At 63.5% G+C, this 19339-nt stretch carries 14 protein-coding genes; 12 read left to right on the top strand and 2 right to left on the bottom strand.

Annotation, left to right across the window (positions count from 1 at the left end; all coding sequences use genetic code 11):
• The first annotated feature begins 20 nt into the window (after positions 1 to 20).
• Positions 21 to 1163: an SRPBCC family protein gene (locus tag QGV54_RS08880; protein WP_281017200.1), complete on the top strand. Its 1143-nt coding sequence runs from the start codon at positions 21 to 23 to the stop codon at positions 1161 to 1163.
• Positions 1164 to 1395: 232 nt separating this feature from the next.
• Positions 1396 to 2742, top strand: a complete 1347-nt coding sequence (locus QGV54_RS08875; protein WP_281017201.1) for a HAMP domain-containing sensor histidine kinase — start codon at positions 1396 to 1398, stop codon at positions 2740 to 2742.
• Between the two features lie 27 nt (positions 2743 to 2769).
• Here the strand turns inward: QGV54_RS08875 and QGV54_RS08870 are convergent, their stop codons facing one another.
• A complete protein-coding gene (locus QGV54_RS08870; protein WP_281017202.1) occupies positions 2770 to 4536 on the bottom strand; it encodes a sensor histidine kinase in 1767 nt (588 codons plus the stop codon).
• 332 nt (positions 4537 to 4868) lie between these two features.
• Here QGV54_RS08870 and QGV54_RS08865 point away from each other — a divergent pair, with 332 nt between their 5' ends.
• From QGV54_RS08865 to QGV54_RS08845, 5 genes are all read left to right on the top strand, one after another.
• A complete protein-coding gene (locus QGV54_RS08865) occupies positions 4869 to 5807 on the top strand; it encodes a helix-turn-helix domain-containing GNAT family N-acetyltransferase (protein ID WP_281017203.1) in 939 nt (312 codons plus the stop codon).
• Positions 5804 to 6700 (top strand): DMT family transporter, encoded by an 897-nt coding sequence (locus QGV54_RS08860; protein ID WP_281017204.1) that lies wholly within the window; start codon positions 5804 to 5806, stop codon positions 6698 to 6700. Before QGV54_RS08865 ends, QGV54_RS08860 begins: the two co-directional genes overlap by 4 nt.
• Before the next feature lie 57 nt (positions 6701 to 6757).
• The gene (locus QGV54_RS08855; RefSeq protein ID WP_281020137.1) at positions 6758 to 7609 is read left to right on the top strand and encodes a hypothetical protein; all 852 of its coding nucleotides are present in this window, start codon (positions 6758 to 6760) and stop codon (positions 7607 to 7609) included.
• A gap of 103 nt (positions 7610 to 7712) precedes the next feature.
• Positions 7713 to 10088: a mechanosensitive ion channel family protein gene (locus QGV54_RS08850; RefSeq protein ID WP_281017206.1), complete on the top strand. Its 2376-nt coding sequence runs from the start codon at positions 7713 to 7715 to the stop codon at positions 10086 to 10088.
• Between the two features lie 4 nt (positions 10089 to 10092).
• On the top strand, positions 10093 to 12483 hold the full coding sequence (locus tag QGV54_RS08845) for a molybdopterin-dependent oxidoreductase (RefSeq protein ID WP_281017207.1): 2391 nt from the start codon (positions 10093 to 10095) through the stop codon (positions 12481 to 12483).
• On the opposite strand, the gene QGV54_RS08840 is transcribed toward QGV54_RS08845, so the two are convergent.
• Positions 12453 to 13136, bottom strand: a complete 684-nt coding sequence (locus QGV54_RS08840; RefSeq protein WP_281017208.1) for a hypothetical protein — start codon at positions 13134 to 13136, stop codon at positions 12453 to 12455. The genes QGV54_RS08845 and QGV54_RS08840 overlap by 31 nt on opposite strands.
• Positions 13137 to 13437: 301 nt before the next feature.
• Here QGV54_RS08840 and QGV54_RS08835 point away from each other — a divergent pair, with 301 nt between their 5' ends.
• From QGV54_RS08835 to QGV54_RS08815, 5 genes are all read left to right on the top strand, one after another.
• Positions 13438 to 14973 (top strand): ABC transporter substrate-binding protein, encoded by a 1536-nt coding sequence (locus QGV54_RS08835; RefSeq protein ID WP_281017209.1) that lies wholly within the window; start codon positions 13438 to 13440, stop codon positions 14971 to 14973.
• Positions 14974 to 15050: 77 nt separating this feature from the next.
• Positions 15051 to 16055 carry an ABC transporter permease gene (locus QGV54_RS08830; protein ID WP_281017210.1) on the top strand — a complete coding sequence of 335 codons (1005 nt, stop codon included), beginning with the start codon at positions 15051 to 15053 and terminating at the stop codon, positions 16053 to 16055.
• Complete coding sequence (locus QGV54_RS08825; RefSeq protein WP_281017211.1) at positions 16052 to 16888, top strand: ABC transporter permease; 837 nt, start codon at positions 16052 to 16054, stop codon at positions 16886 to 16888. The genes QGV54_RS08830 and QGV54_RS08825 overlap by 4 nt, the downstream gene beginning before the upstream one ends.
• Positions 16885 to 17751, top strand: a complete 867-nt coding sequence (locus QGV54_RS08820) for an ABC transporter ATP-binding protein (RefSeq protein WP_281017212.1) — start codon at positions 16885 to 16887, stop codon at positions 17749 to 17751. Before QGV54_RS08825 ends, QGV54_RS08820 begins: the two co-directional genes overlap by 4 nt.
• Positions 17748 to 19310 (top strand): SDR family oxidoreductase, encoded by a 1563-nt coding sequence (locus QGV54_RS08815; RefSeq protein ID WP_281017213.1) that lies wholly within the window; start codon positions 17748 to 17750, stop codon positions 19308 to 19310. Before QGV54_RS08820 ends, QGV54_RS08815 begins: the two co-directional genes overlap by 4 nt.
• Positions 19311 to 19339: the final 29 nt, after the last annotated feature.

Here is a 19339-nt window from a genome sequence, read left to right as displayed (position 1 = left end):
ATCCGGAAGGGGGGGGAACAATGGACAGAGCCACGGAACTTTCATTGCTGAACGAAGTGCTGGACCTGCTGGGGCGCAAGACCTTCTTCCTGGACGACTGCCAGACCACCAACGCGGTTGCCAACTACTGCTCCGCCGAGCGGTTCGCGCAGGAAACGGCTGGAATCTTTCGCGCTCTGCCCCTGATGGTCGCGCATGTCAGCGAACTCACCGGGGACAATGCCTTCCTCAGACGCGATATCGCCGGACTGCCGATGCTGGTCACCCATGACGGGGCAGGGGCGTACCGGGCCTTCATCAATGTCTGTCGTCATCGCGGTACCCGGCTGGTGGATGCGGAAAGCGGTTGCGCGCGACGTTTCACGTGCCCCTATCACGCATGGACCTGGAACAATCGTGGCGAGCTGATCGGCATTCCCCACGAACGCGAGGGCTTTCCGGAGGCCGACCGGGAGAGCCTGGGCCTGAAACCCCTGGCCTGTGTGGAGCGGCACGGCTGGATATGGGTTGCGCCGGATGACGCCACGATGGGGGAACTGGACGGTTTCCTGGCGGGGATCGGTGATGACCTGGACTGGATCGGCAGTCGGGACCTGCACGTGGTGGCGGAGACGACCGCGGTGCATGACGTGAACTGGAAGATCCTGATCGAGGGCGGCCTGGAATCCTATCATTTCAAGGTAGCGCACAAGGCGACCATCGGCCCGTACTTCAACGACAATCTGTCCACCTACCAGGCGTTCGGAAGTCATCTGCGGTCCGTTCTGCCGCGCGTGTCCGTGAAGGAACTGGCAACGCAGCCGGAGGCGGACTGGCAATTGCGGCAGCATGCCAACCTGGTCTACACGGTCTTTCCGCTCAGCCAGTTGCTGGTACAGCAGGACCATCTGATCTGGGTATGCATGGATCCCGTCAGCGAGACCAGGACCCGCATCAACCTGAAGACCATGGTGCCGGAGGGCGCGCAGCCGATTGAATACTGGCAACGCAACCATGAGATCACCTGTACGACGCTTGCGGAGGATTTCGTGATCGGTGAGAGCATCCAGTCCGGTCTGGCGTCTGGCGCGAACGATCATCTGACCTTCGGGCGGTTCGAAGGCGCCCTGCACATGTTCAACGACGCGGTCGAGCGAATGCTTGGTGGGTGCGACACGGCCTGAAACGGAAGGCACCGGGATGCGTCACGAAAACCACAGATTATCGCTGTGCTTAACGTCAGATTAAGATCGTTGCCCTATTCAGTCCGTGAAGGGCGGTGCATGCCGTCGTCCGTCCCCGTTTCTCGAGCAGTGCCGCAAGTTGAACAGAACCAGGAAATCGTCAGGTAGCAGACGCTTCTTCGAGGTCTTCGAGACCATGATCGGAGCAACAGCACCGGTGCATCTGCGTACGATGGTTATGGAAGAACGCATTGCGCGTCAGATTGATGCTTCCGTTATCTTTGCGGCAGGCAACTTCACGTTCGCTGTGGTTCTCGCGATCGCCCTCAGTCCGTTCGTTCATCCGCTCTTCGTCTGGCCCTGGTTCGCGCTGACAGTCAGCCTGAGTGCGATGCAACTGATGCAATGGCGAACGAAACGGCGCTCGACGCGACGCTCCCATTCCTCGCGGACAGTGGCGTCCATCGTTCAGAAGAACCTGATCTTCGGGGTAATCTGGGGCGTCTTCGGGGCAGTTGCGGTGACGAACGGGACAATCGCGACGGACGTTCTGCTGTTCATCCTGCTGACCATCACGATTTCGGGTGGCGTGATGCTGAACGCCATGATCCCGCTAGCCGCGGTGGTGCTCTATCTCTGTGCCGGGGTGGTTCCCATGGTCGCGGTTTCGACGAAGTACCCTGATGTCGCGGTCTACATGCTGATCCTGTGCCCGGTTCTCCTGGCCCTGATCGCTTTCGCCGCGCGCCAGAACTTTCTGGTCGGCATCCAGTTTGTCCAACGTGAGTTCGAGCTGCTTGAGACCATGACAAGGCTGGAGAATGCGACTCGCGAGAAGAGTGCCTTTGTCGCCAGTACGAGCCATGAGCTCCGTACCCCGCTGAACGCCATCATCGGCTTTTCCGAAGTCATCCGGGACGAGGTCTTCGGCAAGGTGTCGCCGCCCAGGTATGGCGAATACGTCAAGGACATCCATGGCAGTGCGAGACATCTGCTGGGTGTCATCAACGACCTGCTTGATCTCTCGCGCATTGAAACCGGCAATGCGGAGATCACGCTGGAATGGACCAATCTTTCCGAACTGCTTGCCGAGGCGACAGCGATGGTCGCGTCATTGGCGGAAAGCAGGAACATTGCCGTCACCACCAGGGAGATTGACAGCGATCTGATGGTGCGGACCGACATGCAGAGGTTCCGTCAGGTCGTCCTCAACATTCTCAGCAATGCGATCAAGTATTCCAATGAAGGGTCGCAGGTCACCATCAGCCTGGATACGGGTCGGAAGGGTGATCTGGTCCTTTCGGTCAAGGATCAGGGACTGGGCATGAACCCGATAGAGGTGAGACAGGCACTGACGCCGTTTGGCAGAACCGAATCCTCCGTGAGGACAGGTGAGCAGGGGTCCGGTCTGGGCCTGCCCATCACCCGTCACCTGATGCAGGTGCTCGAAGGCGAACTGCAGATCGACCGCGCCAAGGGGCAGGGGACAACGGTGCGGATACTGCTTCCGGCCGAGTTCTGGGCGACGCGGGTGGAAGATACGCCAACCGGTGGCTCGCAGACGGTCGACGCGGCCTGAATCCTGCCGGCGGGCGAGACCATGCGGTCAGTCGGCGGGCATCAGGAACGCAACAGATGTGCCCTTGCCCTCGTCACTGTCGATCTCGAGCCTTCCGCCATGCAGTTCGACCAGCATGCGGGCAACCGGCAGCCCGAGCCCGGCTCCGGTCTTCGCCGAGTAGGCGTTGGTGCGGACGAGTTCAAAGGGCCTGACGACCTGCTCCATCATCTCCTCGGGAATGCCCTGACCACTGTCCGAGACACTCAGTCTGATCTGGCCCCGGTCCCCGGCAATCGCGACGCTGACCTCACTCTCCGGGGCCGAGTACTTGATGGCATTGTCCAGCACGTTGCACAGGGCACGCGTCACAGCCTCCGCGTCCACCGTCGCCATGACGGCATCACGGTCGTGCCGAAGGTGGACCTGGATACCGGCCGAGGCAGCCTCCGTCGCAAACCTGGCAATGCAGGCCTGCGCGAGGTCGACGAGGTCGGTCGGCTGGACATTCAGCTCGTAGTGACCTGATTCGATCCGCGAGATGTCGAGAACATCGTCAACCAGCTTCAGCATGTTCTGACTGCTGGCATGAATGTCCGCCGCATAGTCCCGGTAGGCAGACGGCTGGATCGGTCCCAGCATCTGTTCCTTCATCATCTCGGAGAAGCCCATGATCGCATTCAGCGGCGTGCGCAGTTCGTGGCTCATCCCGGCCATGAACTGGTTGCGGGTGTCGTTGATGGTCTCGGCGAGCAGCAGCTTGGCCTGCTGCCTGCGCAGACCCAGGGCCTGGGCAATGGCGAAATACAGGGTGGCGATAGCGCAGCCGATGGCTGTCAGGTAGTGGTTCACTTCCAGGTAAGGCGTGATGTCGAATACCCGCAGGTACAGATAGACCGAGGTGACATGACTGAACGCCCATCCGACAGTCACCACAGCGGCATTGTCGACGCCGCGGATCCAGAGATAGATCGCGGTTCCCAGCACGAGAACTGCGCCCGGTCCCGCGACGAAGGCTATCAGCAGAGTATCTATCGGTTTCGGCAGGAACGGCGATACGGTCGTCAGCAGGCCCGCGATGATCAGCAGGCGCATGGCGATGTTGATGCGGGGCGTGTGCTCGGCGGTATTCAGGTAGCGCTGAAAGAACCGCACGCCACTGGCGAACAGCAGCCCCTGGACGACGAAATAGAGCAGGTTCGCGTGCTGCCAGGCCTCCGGCCATATCCAGACCTGACCGAACCCGGTCGCGACCGCCACATAGAGCGCATAACTGAGGCTGAACGGCACGAAATCCAGATAGGCCTTGTCCCGCACCGTCAGATAGACGGTCAGAACGTAGAGGCAGACGGCGATGACCGCCCCGAACAGGAGGCCGAGCAGGATCTGGTCGAGCATCAGTTCGCGTGCGAAACGCTTCTCGCTCAGAAGTTCTAGAGGGGCGAGCAGGACCGACGTGCTCTGGACCTGCAGATAGACAACCGTCGTCGCCATGGCGGGCAGGTGGACCGGAAACGCCGGGAAATGACTCTGCCGGAAGCTCTCCGGCAGGGGCAGGCTGTCGCCGCGCGCAATCCGGACAGGTTCGCCGCCCTCCGGGCGTGGCAGATATGCGGTCACGGAATCAATGTAGGGAAAGCGATAGACGAGCACAGCCGACAGAGCCTCCGCTGCCCTGTTGGTCATGGTCAGTCGCAGCCAGAGGGGGCGGTCGCTGAATCCGAGGTGCAGGGATTGCATCGGGCCGTCTGCGAAAGTCAGGCGCCGGGCGTTCTGCAGGTCCGCCGTACCGGATTCATCAAACGCATATGCCAATGCGAGTTCGGTATTCCCCTCCGGTGACGATTGTCATGGCAGGCCCTCCGGCGCATTTGGGAACAACAGGAAGCCGAGCACCACCAGTGCAGCAATCCCGACTGCCCAGCCGGTGTAGGGCGGAACCCCGGGAAACCGGATCTTCCGTATGACGGCAGGTCTGGTCATCGGATCTTCAATTTCCAGGCTCTCCGCGGAAACAACATCATCGTGCACTGTCCCTGCGATAGCAGCTTTTCCGGATTCCGCAAAAAGGAGGAATTGCGAAAGACGGCATTTCCTTTATCTGCCTGTGGCATATGATTAGGCGCGCTAGGCATTTTTCGGGTGGCATGATGGACGAGGTTCTGAAACTGAGGGCAGAGGCGCTGCGCCGCTTCAACCGGACCCACACGAGTCTGGTCGGGCTGCTGCAACAGGCCTATCTGGACAGCGGCCTCTCGCTGACCGAGGTGCGGGTGATCTACGAGATCGCGAACGGGGACGGATTGACCATCTCGGATCTCGCACGGGACCTGATCCTCGACAACGGCTATCTCAGTCGCCTTGTGCGGGGACTCAAGGACCGCGGACTGATCACCGCCGCGGTGTCGCAGGCGGATGGTCGCCAGCAGATCCTCGCGCTGACGGCTGACGGGGCTGAATTGTACCGATCCCTCTCCGGCAGGTCGCAGAGCGAGATGATGAAACTGATCTCCGGCCTTGGGGAGCAGGATCAGCGGAACCTGATGACGGCGCTGCAGTCTGCCGGGACGTTGCTCGCCAGGGCTTGCGGTCGGCCCGCGCCCACGCCGGTCGTCACGCTCAGAAGCCATCGGCCGGGCGACATGGGGTGGGTGATCTCGGCACATGGACGGATCTATGCCACCGAGTTCGGCTGGGATCATACCTTCGAGGCGATGGTCGCGGACATCGCCGCCGCATTCCTGCGCGACTTCGATCCGGAGTGGGAACATTGCTGGATGGCGGAGATCGACGGGGTCCCCGTTGGTTCGGTCACCGTCGTCAGGAAATCACCTGCAGAAGCGCAACTGCGCCTGCTGATCATCGACCCTTCCGCGCGCGGTCTGCGCCTGGGTGAACGCATGGTCGAGGAATGTATTCGCTTCGCGAAATCAAAGGGCTACGGCAAGCTGGTGCTCTGGACCAACGACAATCTGCACGCGGCCCGCCGGATATACCAGAAGGCCGGATTCCGACTGGTGGAGGAGGAGCCGCACCACAGTTTCGGTGTCGATCTGGTCGGTCAGAACTGGGAACTGGAACTTTGAACCGCCGCGCGGGCCTTGTGGCTGCGGCAGCCACCGGGATCCAGGTCGGTCTCGGCATTGTCGCCACGCGCTTCGTCGTGGACCAGGCCGGACCGGTCTCACTCGCCTTCTTCCGCTACGCGCTTGCGTTCCTCTGCCTTCTGCCCGTCGCGCTGAAGATCGCGCCCTGGCCATTTGCCCGCCGGGACGTGATACCGGTGGTCCTGCTGGGTATTGTCCAGTGCGGACTGGTGATCGTCTTCCTCAACATTGCCCTGCAATACATCCCCTCCGCCCGAGCATCGCTGATCTTTGCCACGTTCCCGCTGCTGACCATGGTGCTCTCCGTCCTCTTCGGGAAGGAGGCGTTCAGTACCCGCGTGGCCTTTGCCGTGGTCGTCACGATCATCGGTGTCGGCCTGGCATTGGGGGAGAAGGTGACGGAAACCGCTGTCGTCGATGAAGGCTGGATCGGTGAACTCGCTGCCTTTGCGGCAGCCCTGTCGGGCGCGGCCTGCTCGATCTTCTATCGCCCCTACCTGATGCGCTATCCGACCGTTTCTGTCGGATCGCTCGCCATGCTGGCATCGGTCATCTTTCTTGCTGCCGCGGCGGCGCCGGAGGGACTCTTCGAGACGCTTCCGGCCTTCAGCGACATCGGGTGGATGGCCGTGATCTTCATCGGCGTCGGCAGCGGCGCCAGCTATTTCCTCTGGCTGTATGCGTTGAGCAACGCGGGCGCGACCGAGGTGACGATCTATCTTGGCCTCAGCCCTGTGACGGCCGCGCTGGGGGGGGCCGTTCTGCTGGGCGAGATACCGGGAACGGCGACCTTTGCCGGTCTCGTTCTGGTACTGGCAGGCCTCTGGCTGGCCTCCCGCCAGCAGCCACCACAGGCAACCGGCCCGGCATGACGGCAATCGGCTCTGATCTTGCTTGAAGTGACCCAACGTCTCTGGCTTGGTGTCGAAATGAAACCCTTTCCGGTCCTGATTGCCGTTCCAATGCTTGCCCTGGTGCTGGCGCTGTCTGCTGCCCATCCGGCCCAGGCGCAGCTTGGCAGTCTATGGCGTGCCATAACGGGGCAGGATGAAGGACCGAAACCGGACAAGGGGTTTGGTCCGTTTCGCGATGAATCCCGACGCGTGGAGGAGGCGCTGAACTGCAGTCGCGTGGTGGAACAGGCGACCGATGCCTTCTCGGACCTGCGACGTCACTGCATCCTGGGCGACAATCGGACGGTGCGTGTCACAATCACCGAACCGGTCGGTCATGAGGGGCTGACCAAACGCGTCCGGCTGACCTGGACCGACAATGGCACCGGCGAGAACCGCGCGCTCAACGCCCCGCCGCATGTCGATCGCTCGGCCGCACAGGCGGCTCTGGCGAGGCTTGCGGCGCTGTTCGTGCCGGAGGAGGCCGACTGGCTGATCCGGCTCTTCACCGAAGGGACCGACGGGACCTTCGACGCAGGCCCGTTCAACGTCTCCGTGGTGCACCAGTCCCGCGCGGGCATGGATCTCCGCACCGTCGAACTGCGGGACGGCAACTATGCGGCCCTGGCCAATTCCGAAGCCGAAAGTGCCCGCCCCGGTTTCGATCGGTGCCTCTTCATCGTGCGCAACATCGAAGTCCTGAAGAAACTGGAGATCGACGGGGAGCCGAGGCCTCAGCGCTCTGACCTGCACCTGACCTACTTCCTCTATGCGAAGCGGGGCGACCGGTTCCTGTGCGAGCTGCATGATTCCGGCTATTACCGCATCAGGATCTCGCAGAAGGATGGTGAGGAGTTCCGCACCCTCGCGCATGGCAACATTCGTTGAGCCGACAGCCGTCACCGTCCGAGTGACTGTGATACCGCCACTCGCCAAAATCGTTTAGGCTTCCCGTACGGGCGCGCGAGAATGCTCGTCGGGGGGAATGAACATGGGTTTCGCACGCTCACTGCTGGCATTGATGATCCTGATCCTGCTCGGGTTCTCCTGGTCCGGAACAGGAGAGGTGAAGGCGCAGGCGCTCCAGGTCCTGAAACAGGCCGAGAAGCGTTCCGAGACCGAGACCGCGCCCGCGCCGGGACAGCAGAGCCTGGAGACCCTGCTGGAACCCACTGTCCGGAAACTCGTCGAAGAGAAGCTCGCTGCGGGCAATGCCGCACAGCAGGATGCCGCACCGCAACAGGGCGGGGGCGATCCCTTCGCGGCACTGATCGACGGTGCGCGCAACAGCATGAACGGCATCATCAGGGGCATTGACGGGGTCATCGCCATCTGGCCCCTGTGCCAGAGCGAGGTCGAGGATGCCTTCATCCTGCTGACGGATTTCGAGGGCTGGCCGCGCATGTGGACCGGCATTGCCAATCTTGCGCTGATGCTGGCCGGCGGCGGACTGCTGGCCTGGCTGACGCGGCGCATGTTCGGTCAACTGGTGGTCACGCCAGCGGCGATCCGCGGTCGGCTGCTGCCATCCCTGACGGTCACCCTGGTGGTGCTGCTGCGTGATCTGCTTGTGCTGGCGGTGATGGTTGCTGCCGGTTTCCTGCTGTCACTGGTCTGGTTCAGCCAGTTCGACCCCATGCGGATCTTCCTGATCAGCTATCTCGCCGTGACGGTCGTCGCGATGGCCGGGTGGTTCCTCGGCAATGCGCTGTTCGCGCCGAAGGCACCCGAACGGCGGATGGTGGACCTGGACGACCGCGCCGCGCGGCGCATGGTCTACTGGCTCACCATCGTCCTCGGGCTGGCTGCGCTTGCCGGGTTCAGCATGGGCATGCTGCGCCTGCTGGGCATGCCGCAGGCCATGCTGGACATCGTGCAGCTCGGTGTTGGCGGTCTTCTGGCGCTCGTGTCACTGGTGGTGATCCTCAGAACACCGGTTGATCACGACCGGCCATCGGCGAGCACAGGTCTTGGCGCGATGCTGCACCAGTTGTTCGGGCGCTATCGCCGGGTCTGGCTGGTCGTTGCGACGGCCATGTTCCTGCTGCTCTGGTCCCTGAGTGTCTTTTCCCCGGACCCGAGCAAGACCGTCGCGGTCTTCTGCCTGTTCGGGGCGCTGGCCGGCGGCCTGTTCGTCTCCCGTCTCCATAATCCGGCGGAACCGGACGAGGAATCTGCCGCGCGCGCGACCGACGCGGGCGGGGAGGCCGGGATACTGGAGATGAAACAGGGTGGCGGCCTGCTGCCGTCTGTCCGCCAGATCGCCTATCTGGTGCTGGCACTGATCGGCCTGGCGGCGTTCCTGCACGTGGTTGCCCTCGATATCATTGCCCTGCAGCAGAGCCCGGCCGGGCAGCTGGCGACCGAGGTGCTGCTGGATGTGCTGGCCATCCTGCTGGTGGCCTCCATCGGCTGGGCACTGGTGCAACGGACGATCACCCGCTTCATCGACCGGGAGAACGAGCGCGCGATGGCCGCTGCCGCCGATCATGCAGTTGATGAAGACGGTCTGGGCGGTCTGATCGTTTCCCGCTTCGGCACGCTGCTGCCACTGATACGCGGTTTCATCCTGACCATCCTTGTCGCCATCACCATCATGGTGGTGCTGTCGTCGATGGGACTGGATATCGGTCCCCTGATCGCCGGTGCGGGTGTCGTGGGCATCGCCGTCGGCTTCGGTGCCCAGGCCTTGGTCCGGGACATCATCTCCGGCATCTTCTTCCTGATCGACGATGCGTTCCGCGTCGGCGAATATGTCGAGTTCGGGGAGATCCGGGGCCAGGTGGAACAGATCTCCATCCGCTCCATGCGCCTGCGCCACCATCGGGGGGCCATTCACACGGTTCCCTTTGGCGAACTGCGCTCCATCACCAACTACAACCGCGACTGGGCGATCTACAAGCAGGAGTTCCGGCTGCCCTATGACACCGACGTCGACAAGGTCCGCAAGATCATCAAGAAGGTCGGTCTGAGGCTGCTGGAGGATCCGGAACTCGGCCCGAAGTTCATCCAGCCGCTGAAGTCCCAGGGCGTGTTCCGCATCGAGGAGGGGGCCCTGATCCTGCGCACCAAGTTCACCTGCAAGCCGCGGGAGCAGTTCATGATCCGCAAGGCCGTGTTTCAGGAAGTGAAGAACGACCTCTATGCGGCGGGCATCGAACTCGCACAGCGCCGGGTCCAGATCGAATGGCCGGACTGGGCGAAAGGCGAGGGTGAAACGGAAACCATGAATGCCGATGCGGCCCCCGCCGTACAGAAGCCGGAAGGCCAGAAGACTCCGCCTGCGGGCGCCGTTGCCGCCGCAGGGGCGGCAGGTCTCGTCATCGCGCAGAACACCCAGACCAAGGAATATCCGGATGAGCCCTGAACGCATGACAGACACGAGACATGTCCCTGCCTATTGCGCCCAGTGCAGATCACGCTGCGGCTGCATCGCCGTGGTCGAGAACGGACGCCTGGCCGGCATCGAGCCCATGCCGGACCATCCGACAGGCGCGAAACTTTGTCCGAAGGGCCGCGCCGCCCCGGAACAGGTCTATCACCCTGACCGTCTGACCCGACCGATGCGCCGGACCACGCCGAAGGGGGCAGGGCCGACCGAATGGCAGCCAATAGGCTGGGACGAGGCGCTGGACGAGATCGCGGCGCGGATGGGCCGGGTCAGGGATACACATGGCGCGGAACAGGTCGCCTTCTCCGTCACCACACCCAGCGGCACACAGCTATCCGACGGCATCGCCTGGATCGAGCGCTTCATCCGCGCCTTCGGCAGTCCCAACACGATCTACTCGACGGAGATCTGCAACTGGCACAAGGACGAGGCGGCGAAGTTCACGACAGGCCATGACATCGGAGTTCCGGATTTCGCAAACACCGACTGCATCCTGCTGTGGGGCAACAACCCGGCGAATACCTGGCTGGCCAGGGCCGGTGAAGTGCAGAAGGGGCTGCAGAACGGCGCACGAATGGTCGTGGTCGATCCGCGTCCGACCACCTTCGCCAGTCGTGCCGACTGCTGGCTGCAGGTAAAGCCGGGTACGGACCAGGTGCTGGCACTTGGCCTGGCGCACCTGCTGGTGCGGGATGGCCGCTTTGATGAAGCTTTCATGCGCGACTGGAGCAACGGTCCCCTGCTGCTGCATGGCGACGAGATGCGGTTCCTCAGACAGTCGGACCTGATGGCCGATGGCTCGTCGGACGTGCTGCTTGGCCAGTCATCGTCCGGCGCCCTGCTGCGCTATGATCGGTCGACCGGCCAATGGCTTGATGATCGGGCAGACCTGCTGCTCGACAGTGGCTGCAGGGTCGAGACACTCTCGGGCGGGATCGACTGCCGTTCCGCCTTTGCCGCCTACCGTGAATTGCTGGACCGTCACGCGCCTGACCATGTTTCCGGGGTTACCGGCATACCTGTCGAGGCCCTCGAGAAGGCCGCGGCAATCCTTGGCGACAGCGCATCCGTTGCCTACTACACATGGAATGGTGTGGGGCAGAGCAGTTCGGCCACACAGACCGACCGTGCCATGACCTTGCTGCACGCCCTGACCGGCAGCATCGGCGTGCCGGGCGGTAATGTGGCGGGCGGAATCGCGCGTTTCAACGACATATCCGGTCCCGAGCTGTTGTCCGCAGAACAGCGGGCGAAGGCGCTGGGTCTGGCAGAGCGGCCCCTGGGACCCCCGGCAAATGCCTGGGTCACCGGTCGTGACGTCTATCGCGCCGTGCTGGGGCAGGGGCCATATCCGGTGCGGGCCCTGTTCTCCTTCGGCGGCAATCTGCTCGCTTCGCAGCCTGATACGGCGCTGGCGCGGCAGGCGCTCACCGCTCTGGAATTTCATGTCCACACGGATTTCTTCCTGAACGCTACAGCGGAGTACGCCGACATCGTGTTGCCGGTCGCGACATCCTGGGAGCGGGAGGGGCTGAGCACGAGCTTCGACAACAGCCTGGAGGGGCAGCGGCACGTGCAGTTGCGTCCGGCGGTCGTGGCACCGGTGGGGGAATCACGCTCGGATATCGATATCGTCCTGCAACTTGCCGAACGTCTGGGCTTGTCCGACCGTTTCTTCGATGGCGATGTGGATCGGGGACACGATCACCTGTTGGCTCCATCAGACCTGACCGTCGCGGAACTGCGCCGCAAACCGGAAGGAATCAGCCTGGAGGGAGAGGTCACCTACCGCCCTCATGCCCTGCAGGACGAATCCGGCCAGGTCGCGGGTTTCGATACGCCGACCCGCCGACTGGAGGTCTGGTCGGAGGTGCTGCAGCAGCACGTCGGGTCCGGTTTGCCCTATCCGGCACAGGTTCCCGAAGCCGCAGATCCGTTGCTGCCCCTGAGTCTGGGATGCGCGAAGACCGTCGCCTATTGTCATAGCCAGCATCGCAACCTGCCGTCCCTGCGCCGGCTGGTGCCGGATCCGTTGCTGGAAATCGGCGCGGCGACAGCGGCGGAGCGGGGGATTGCGGATCAGGACTGGGTCCGTGTTTCCACGGCCACGGGCAGTTTCGTTGCCCGCGCCAGGGTGACCCGCAAGCTGCGCGAAGGCCAGGTCTTCGCACAGCATGGCTGGTGGGTGCCGGATCCGTCCGGTCGAGCATATGGCGATGGCACGGGGGACCCGTTGGGGGCCAACATGAACCAGGCTGTCAGCACCGCGAACTGCGATCCTGTCAGCGGGTCGATCCCCCTCAGATCAAGTGCCTGCGAGGTTGTTCGCCTTGCCGGTGATCACGCGTCTGGTGTGGTTGGCGCAGTGTAGCCCATCTTCTCGGGATCACCGGCCGCCCTGTCAGCCAACTGCCTGTCCGCACCCGGTGTAACCGGTGCCGTGACCATGGCAAGTACCATCGCGACCAGATCGTCGGTAAAGACGTCCGAGAGATCGTCGAGTTTTCCGTTCCTGTCCCAGTCGCACAATACACCGGAGGCTGCACGGCTGCCTGCGTAGAGCCTGTAGCGCAGCAGCATCGGCGGCACGTCGGGCAGGCAGTGCACGACACCCTGATGCGCCCGACGCATGCCGCTGTCCATCCCCTTCATGATCTCCATGAGCCGCAGATCTGGATCCTTCAGGACCTGGTCGAGGAAGCGCAGCGTCTGAAGACCGGATTCACCGTCGGAGCGCTGTTCGCACAGGGGGCGGACCAGCGCGTTGATGTAGTCACTCACGACCGGTTGCCTTCCCGAGGCTTCCAGTTCGTCGACAAGCTGGTTCCTGCGGGCATCAATTCTCGCGACACCGCGTTCGAACACGGCCCGCAACAGGCCTTCCCGTGATCCGAAATGGTACTGGATCGCCGACGTGTTGCGTTGACCGGCAGCCTGCAGGATCTGCCTTTGGGAGACCATCGCGATCTCCTGCTGTCCGTACAATTCACCTGCTGCCGTCAAGATCTTGTCCTTGGCACTCATTCCCTGTCTTCTCCCCCGTTGGTCGACGTCCAGTTGTCGCTCGACCTGTCTCTCATTCGGGGCCGCACCGTCATGGTCTTGCTGCCATGATCGTATTCAACCCCGTGGCTCACAACCTACACGTGACTCGACGCGCGTTTGCAGGATGCAACTGCACCTTTTCCTGAACAATTGGCGTCCAGGTCAATGTGCGTTTCGTCCCGGATGATGCGGCGCATCGAAACGCATGCATGGTTGCCAGCGACGGTCGCCGCGCCATACTGCTGCCAGCAGGAACGAAACCGGGTATGGAGGCGGGACAATGAAACTCACACGCAGGCAGATGCTGCAGGGTACGGGCCTGGGGGCGGCGGCGATGCTGCTGGCACCGGGTGGAGCGCTGGCGGCGGCGCACGGCGGCGGGGCGGTGACCATCGCCTATCATGTCAACCTGCCATCCTGGGATCCGACCGTCGGCCTGTCGGCGGTCAATCCGACGATCCAGACATTCTATCAGACAGTCTACGACCAGCCGATCACGCAGAACCCCGACCTCAGCTTCTCACCAGGGTTGCTGACCGGCTGGGGCTGGAACGATGACCGTACCGAGATCTGGATGGACGTGCGCGAAGGTGTTACCTGGCACGACGGTTCCCCCTTCACGGCGGAGGATGTCGCCTGGTCGCTGACCCGCGCGGGTAACCCGGAGACCGGCAATCCGATCCAGTTTCTCTGGTCGAAGGTCACCGACTACAAGGTCAGCGGCAACCGGGTGACCGGCAAGGTTGCGGCCTATGAGCCGACATTCTTCAAGTGGCTTTCGTTCCTGACCGGCTACTTCATGCCCAAGGCCTATTTCGAGAAGGTCGGTGCGGAAGGTTTCGAGAAGGCCCCGATCGGGACCGGCCCCTACATGGTGGAGGAGTTCCAGCGCAACGCCTTCGTCCGGCTGAAGCGGAACCCGAACTACTGGGGCGAGAAGCCGGCCTTCGAGACCGTTGTCTTCAAGTTCGTCACCGATGCGTCTGCCCGCGTGGCGGAAGTGGAGAGCGGCGGTTCCGACATCACGCTGGAGATTCCGTATCAGGAATATGACCGCCTGAAGCAGAAGTCGGGTCTGGCGGGTGTCACCACACCGGTCAGCGACATCGGCATGATCTTCCTGAACGACATCGAGGTCATGACCGATCCGAACGTGCGCAAGGCCGCAGCCCACGCCATCGACAAGAAGGCCATCGTGGACCGGTTGCTGCGGGGCTATGGCGTGCCCATCGACACGCTGCAGGCACCGGAGTACGCGGCGTTCGATCCCTCGATCCAGGTGGCCTACGACCCGGAGGCATCGAAGGCGCTGCTGGCGAAGAGTGGCTATTCGACCGACAATCCGGTGCGGTTCCGCATCCAGACCACCCGCGGCTTCAAGCCGAAGGACTACGAGATGGTGCAGGCCATCGTCGGCATGTGGCGCAAGGTCGGGATCGAGGCGGAGATCGAGGTCTACGAGATCGCCAAGCATTACGAGCTGCGCGCGACGGACACGCTGGCTCCGGCGGCGTTCTACAACTGGGGCAACTCCATCGGCGATCCCTCGACCTCGACCGGGTTTGCCATGTTCGGACCGTCGCCGCATTCCGTCTGGGACGGGCAGGATCTGATCGACATGATCGGCCCGCTGTGGGGCGAGGCCGACGAGGCCAGGCGCATTGCCGGCTACAAGGCCGTGGACAGGCATATCGCCGAGAATGCCTACGTCATTCCGCTGCTGCAGTACGTCCAGCCGATCGTTCATGCTGACACTGTCTCTGTCGGCACGCATGTTTCGGGTGTCCTGCTGCCCCAGGCCGTGAAACCGGCCTGAGGCCGCCGCTGTTGCCGGGACCGCGCCGCGACGGCCGTGGCGCGGTCCTGCCCTCCAGTCCAGTCGGGGAAGTCTGAATGAGTGGCAGCCTGCTTCTCCGCCGGTTGGTGCAGGCGGTGCCGACGCTGTTCGGTGTTTCTGTCGTGGTGTTCGTGCTGGTCCGCGTGGTGCCGGGCAATCCCATCGCCATGATGCTGCCCCCCGGGGCCAGCCTGGAAGACATGGAGCGGCTGCGTCAGGCCTACGGGCTGGATGGCAGCATCGTCGAGCAATATGTGATCTGGCTGGGACAGGCGCTGCAGGGCTCCTTCGGGACCTCCATCAGCCTGCGGCAGGATGTTCTGGAACTGGTGCTCGGGCGTCTTCCGGCAACGCTGGAACTCGCGGTTCTTGCCACCATCATGGCGGTCACCGTAGGGGTTCTGGCGGCAACGGTCGGGATCCTGTTCCGGGGGCGCTGGCCCGAGACACTGATTGACGCCATCAACGGGTTCACGCTGGCGGTGCCGGATTTCATCTGGGCGCTGGCGCTGATCCTGGTCTTCGGCGTGCTGCTGCCGGTGCTGCCGATCTCCGGCCGTGTCGATCCACGGCTGGGCACCGAATTTGCCACGGGATTCTACCTGATCGAGGCACTGGTCAGTGTGCGGTTCACCGTCGTCGGTGACCTGCTGGCCCACATGATCATGCCCGCGATTGCGCTGGCGCTGCCTCTGGCCGCGATCATCACGCGGGTGCTGAAGAACAGCCTGGCGGAGGCCATGGCCCAGGACTACGTGATGATCGCGCGCGTGAAGGGCTTTTCCCGCTGGCGCATCATCTGGGTGGAGGCATTGCGGAATGCCTCGATCCCGGCACTGACACTGACCGGTGTGCAGTTCACCTTTCTGGTCGGCGGCACTGTGCTGGTGGAGAAGATCTTCTCCTACCCCGGTATCGGCAACATGGCGATCGATGCGGTGATCAACCGGGACCTGCCATTGATCCAGGGGCTGATCCTGAGCTTCGCCGTGATCTTCATCGTCGTGAACCTGCTGGTGGACCTCTCCTACGGGCTGCTGAACCCGCGGCTGCGCACATGACCGGGGCGCGGCTGAACTGGCGGATCGTGGTGGGCGGCGGCGCGTTGCTGGTGCTGGCGCTGATTGCAATCGCGGCCCCGCTGCTGGCACCCGTCGATCCGCTGGAGCAGGACCTGTTCCTGGAGCTGCTGCCGCCCTGGTGGCAGGCCGATGCCGATCCGACACGGGCGCTGGGGGCGGACAGTCTTGGCCGGGATGTGCTGTCGCGCCTGATCCATGCCGCGCGACCGGCACTGATCGTGGCCGTCGTCGCGGGGGTGCTGACCATGCTGCTCGGCACGGCCCTCGGGCTGCTGGCCGGGTACATGGGGGGCATGATCGACGTCGTGATCTCCCGCATGGTCGATATCTGGACCAGCTTTCCGCCGGTCCTGCTGGCGATCATGCTGGTGGCGCTGATCGGTACCGGGCTGCATTCGGTCATCATCGCCATCGTGCTGATCGACTGGACGCGGTTCTGCCGCGTCGTGCGCTCCGAGACGCTGGCGCAGACGGAGATGGAATATATCGATGCGGCGGTGATCGGCGGGCTGAAGCGGGGCGCGATCCTGTTCCGGGAAGTGCTGCCGAACGTGCTGCCACTGGTCATCGTGCTGCTGACACTGGAAATGAGCATCGCCATCATCGTGGAGGCGATCCTGTCCTTCGTCGGCCTCTCGGTCTCGTCCGATTCCCCCACCTGGGGCGGCATGATTGCGGAGGGTCGGCAGGTCATTCATCAGGCCTGGTGGGTGATGGCCTTTCCCATGGGGCTGATCCTGATCGCCGTACTGGCGCTGAACCTGCTGGGTGACGGACTGAAGACCGCTCTCGATCCGGTACTGCGCCGATGAACCCGGTCCTCGACATCCGCGATCTGCGCGTGTCGCTGCGGCGCGGTGCCCATCTGGTCCGCGACGTTTCCCTGTCTGTCGATGCGGGGGAGGTCCATGGCCTGGTGGGGGAAAGCGGTGCAGGCAAGACGATGATCGCCAGGGCCGTCCTCGGCATCCTGCCGGATGCGATCCGGGTCACCGGCGGCACTGTCCGGTTCCGGGGCGAGGATCTGCTGCGACTGCCCCCGAAACGGCTCCGGTCGCTGCTGGGGCGCGAGATCGCGCTGATACCGCAGGATCCGCTGACCGGCCTCAACCCCGCCCGGCGCATCTCGGCGCAGATGACCGACATGCTGCGTCATCATCTTGGTCAGTCGCGGGGGGAGGCGCGGGTGAATGCGCTGCGCCTGTTGCAGGAAGTGCAGATCCGTGACCCAGAACAGGTCCTCGACCGCTATCCCCACGAACTTTCGGGCGGCATGCGTCAGCGGGTGCTGATCGCCATCGCCTTCTCCGCCGAACCGTCGCTGATCGTCGCGGACGAGCCGACGACGGCGCTGGATGTGACGGTACAGAAACAGATCCTGCGCCTGATCCGCCAGATGCAGGAACGACACGGCACGGCGGTCCTGTTCGTCACCCACGACCTGGGCATCGTGGCGAAGGTCTGTCACAGGGTCACCGTGCTGCACACCGGGCAGGTGGTGGAGCAGGGGGGCATCGCCGACATCATGTCCGCGCATGCCACGCCCTTCACCCGCGCGTTGATGGACGCAACCCCGCGCTATGACCAGCCTGCGGATGCACTGCATCCGGTGCCGGAACATGTTCACCAGGAATTGCGCGCCGCCGCACGCCGCTTCGACGAGGCCAATCCATGAGTCCGCCGCTGCTGCAGGTGCGCGACCTGACCCTGTCCCTGCCGGACCGGTCGCGCGGCGGCATGTTCAGCAAACCCCCGATGGTCGATATCCTGCGTGGCATCAGCCTCGACCTGCGGGCGGGGCATTCGCTCGGCATTGTTGGCGAAAGCGGGTCCGGCAAGACCAGCCTGGGCCGGGCAATCGTCAGACTGTACCAGCCGACCTCCGGGCAGATCCTGTTCGATGGCGCCGATATCACCACCCTGGATGAGGCTGCCATGCGCGCCCATCGCAGGAACATGCAGATGATTTTCCAGGACCCCCAGTCGTCACTCAACCCGCGCCGCAGGATCGGCGAGATCGTCGCGCAGCCCGTGCTGACACTGGGACTGGAACAGGACCGCCGTGCGGCCCTGAAACGCGCGGATCTGGCGCTCGACCGGGCGGGACTGGGGCATGCTTTTGCGCGGCGCTATCCACATGAACTTTCCGGGGGACAGCGTCAGCGCGTCGGCATTGCCCGCGCCATAGCGACGGAACCAAGGCTGATCGTGGCCGACGAGATCGTTTCCGGACTGGATGTCTCGACGCAGGCGCAGATCCTGGCCCTGCTGAACGATCTGAAACGGGACATGGGCCTGTCACTGGTCTTCATCAGCCACGATCTGTCGGTCGTGCGGGTGCTGGCGGATCGGGTGATGGTGATGCTGGGCGGGCGCGTGGTAGAAGAGGGCAACACTGCCGACGTGTTTCAGGGCCCGAGAAATGCCTACACACGTCAGCTCATAGACGCGGTTCCACTGCCGGTGATCGATCCGGACTGGCTGGACTCGCAACCGGGAACGGAGGGGACGCGAATGGTCGATATCAAGGGGCAGACAGTTCTGGTCACGGGTACCAGCCGGGGCATCGGCAAGGTCTTCGTGGATGCGCTGCTCGCCACAGGGGCCGCGAAGGTCTATGCCGCCAGCCGCAAGGGCGACGGCGCACATGACGACGGCCGTGTCGTCCCGGTGAAACTGGACGTGACCAGTGCTGCCGACATCGCGGCGGCGGCGGGAACCTGCGCCGACACCACGGTGCTGATCAACAATGCCGGCATCAACTTCAATACGAAGCTGCTTGATACCGACCAGACGGATGCGGCCGCAGCGGAGATGACGACGAACTATTTCGGCACCCTGAACATGTGCAGGGCCTTCGCGCCGGTGATCGAAGGCAATGGCGGTGGCGCCATCGTCAACATGGCGTCGATCCTTGCCCGGGTGAACCTGCCGCTGATGGGCTCGCTCTGCGCCTCCAAGGCTGCCGTCTATTCGATGACACAGGGAATTCGCGCTGAACTGGCCACGCGCGGCGTGGCGGTCTTCGCGGTGCTGCCCGGCGCGGTCGATACCGACATGACGAAGGATTTTCCGCCACCGAAGGCCGCGCCCGCCGACATCGTCGCGGAAGTGCTCGCCGGCATGAAGGCAGGGGAAGCCGACATCTATCCGGGCGACATGGCGAAGGGTGTGTCGGGCGGCCTGGCCGCTGACAGGCCCGCCGTCATCGCCGAGATGGCCGGCTACGTATAGGTTAGGGAATCAGGTTTCGGACGAGGGAG

Source organism: Minwuia sp. IMCC3060, assembly GCF_029909435.1.
GTDB lineage: Bacteria > Pseudomonadota > Alphaproteobacteria > Minwuiales > Minwuiaceae > Minwuia.
Note: the sequence above shows the minus strand (reverse complement) of the source record. Positions and strands in the feature narration are given on the sequence as shown.

Excerpts from the sequence above, each read along its gene's own strand:
- QGV54_RS08875 (WP_281017201.1), top strand. The coding sequence starts at position 1,396 with ATGGTTATGGAAGAACGCATTGCGCGTCAGATTGATGCTTCCGTTATC.
- QGV54_RS08830 (WP_281017210.1), top strand. The coding sequence starts at position 15,051 with ATGAGTGGCAGCCTGCTTCTCCGCCGGTTGGTGCAGGCGGTGCCGACG.
- QGV54_RS08880 (WP_281017200.1), top strand. The coding sequence starts at position 21 with ATGGACAGAGCCACGGAACTTTCATTGCTGAACGAAGTGCTGGACCTG.
- QGV54_RS08820 (WP_281017212.1), top strand. The coding sequence starts at position 16,885 with ATGAACCCGGTCCTCGACATCCGCGATCTGCGCGTGTCGCTGCGGCGC.
- QGV54_RS08815 (WP_281017213.1), top strand. The coding sequence starts at position 17,748 with ATGAGTCCGCCGCTGCTGCAGGTGCGCGACCTGACCCTGTCCCTGCCG.
- QGV54_RS08840 (WP_281017208.1), bottom strand. The coding sequence starts at position 13,136 with ATGAGTGCCAAGGACAAGATCTTGACGGCAGCAGGTGAATTGTACGGA.
- QGV54_RS08865 (WP_281017203.1), top strand. The coding sequence starts at position 4,869 with ATGATGGACGAGGTTCTGAAACTGAGGGCAGAGGCGCTGCGCCGCTTC.
- QGV54_RS08825 (WP_281017211.1), top strand. The coding sequence starts at position 16,052 with ATGACCGGGGCGCGGCTGAACTGGCGGATCGTGGTGGGCGGCGGCGCG.
- QGV54_RS08845 (WP_281017207.1), top strand. The coding sequence starts at position 10,093 with ATGACAGACACGAGACATGTCCCTGCCTATTGCGCCCAGTGCAGATCA.
- QGV54_RS08855 (WP_281020137.1), top strand. The coding sequence starts at position 6,758 with ATGAAACCCTTTCCGGTCCTGATTGCCGTTCCAATGCTTGCCCTGGTG.
- QGV54_RS08835 (WP_281017209.1), top strand. The coding sequence starts at position 13,438 with ATGAAACTCACACGCAGGCAGATGCTGCAGGGTACGGGCCTGGGGGCG.
- QGV54_RS08850 (WP_281017206.1), top strand. The coding sequence starts at position 7,713 with ATGGGTTTCGCACGCTCACTGCTGGCATTGATGATCCTGATCCTGCTC.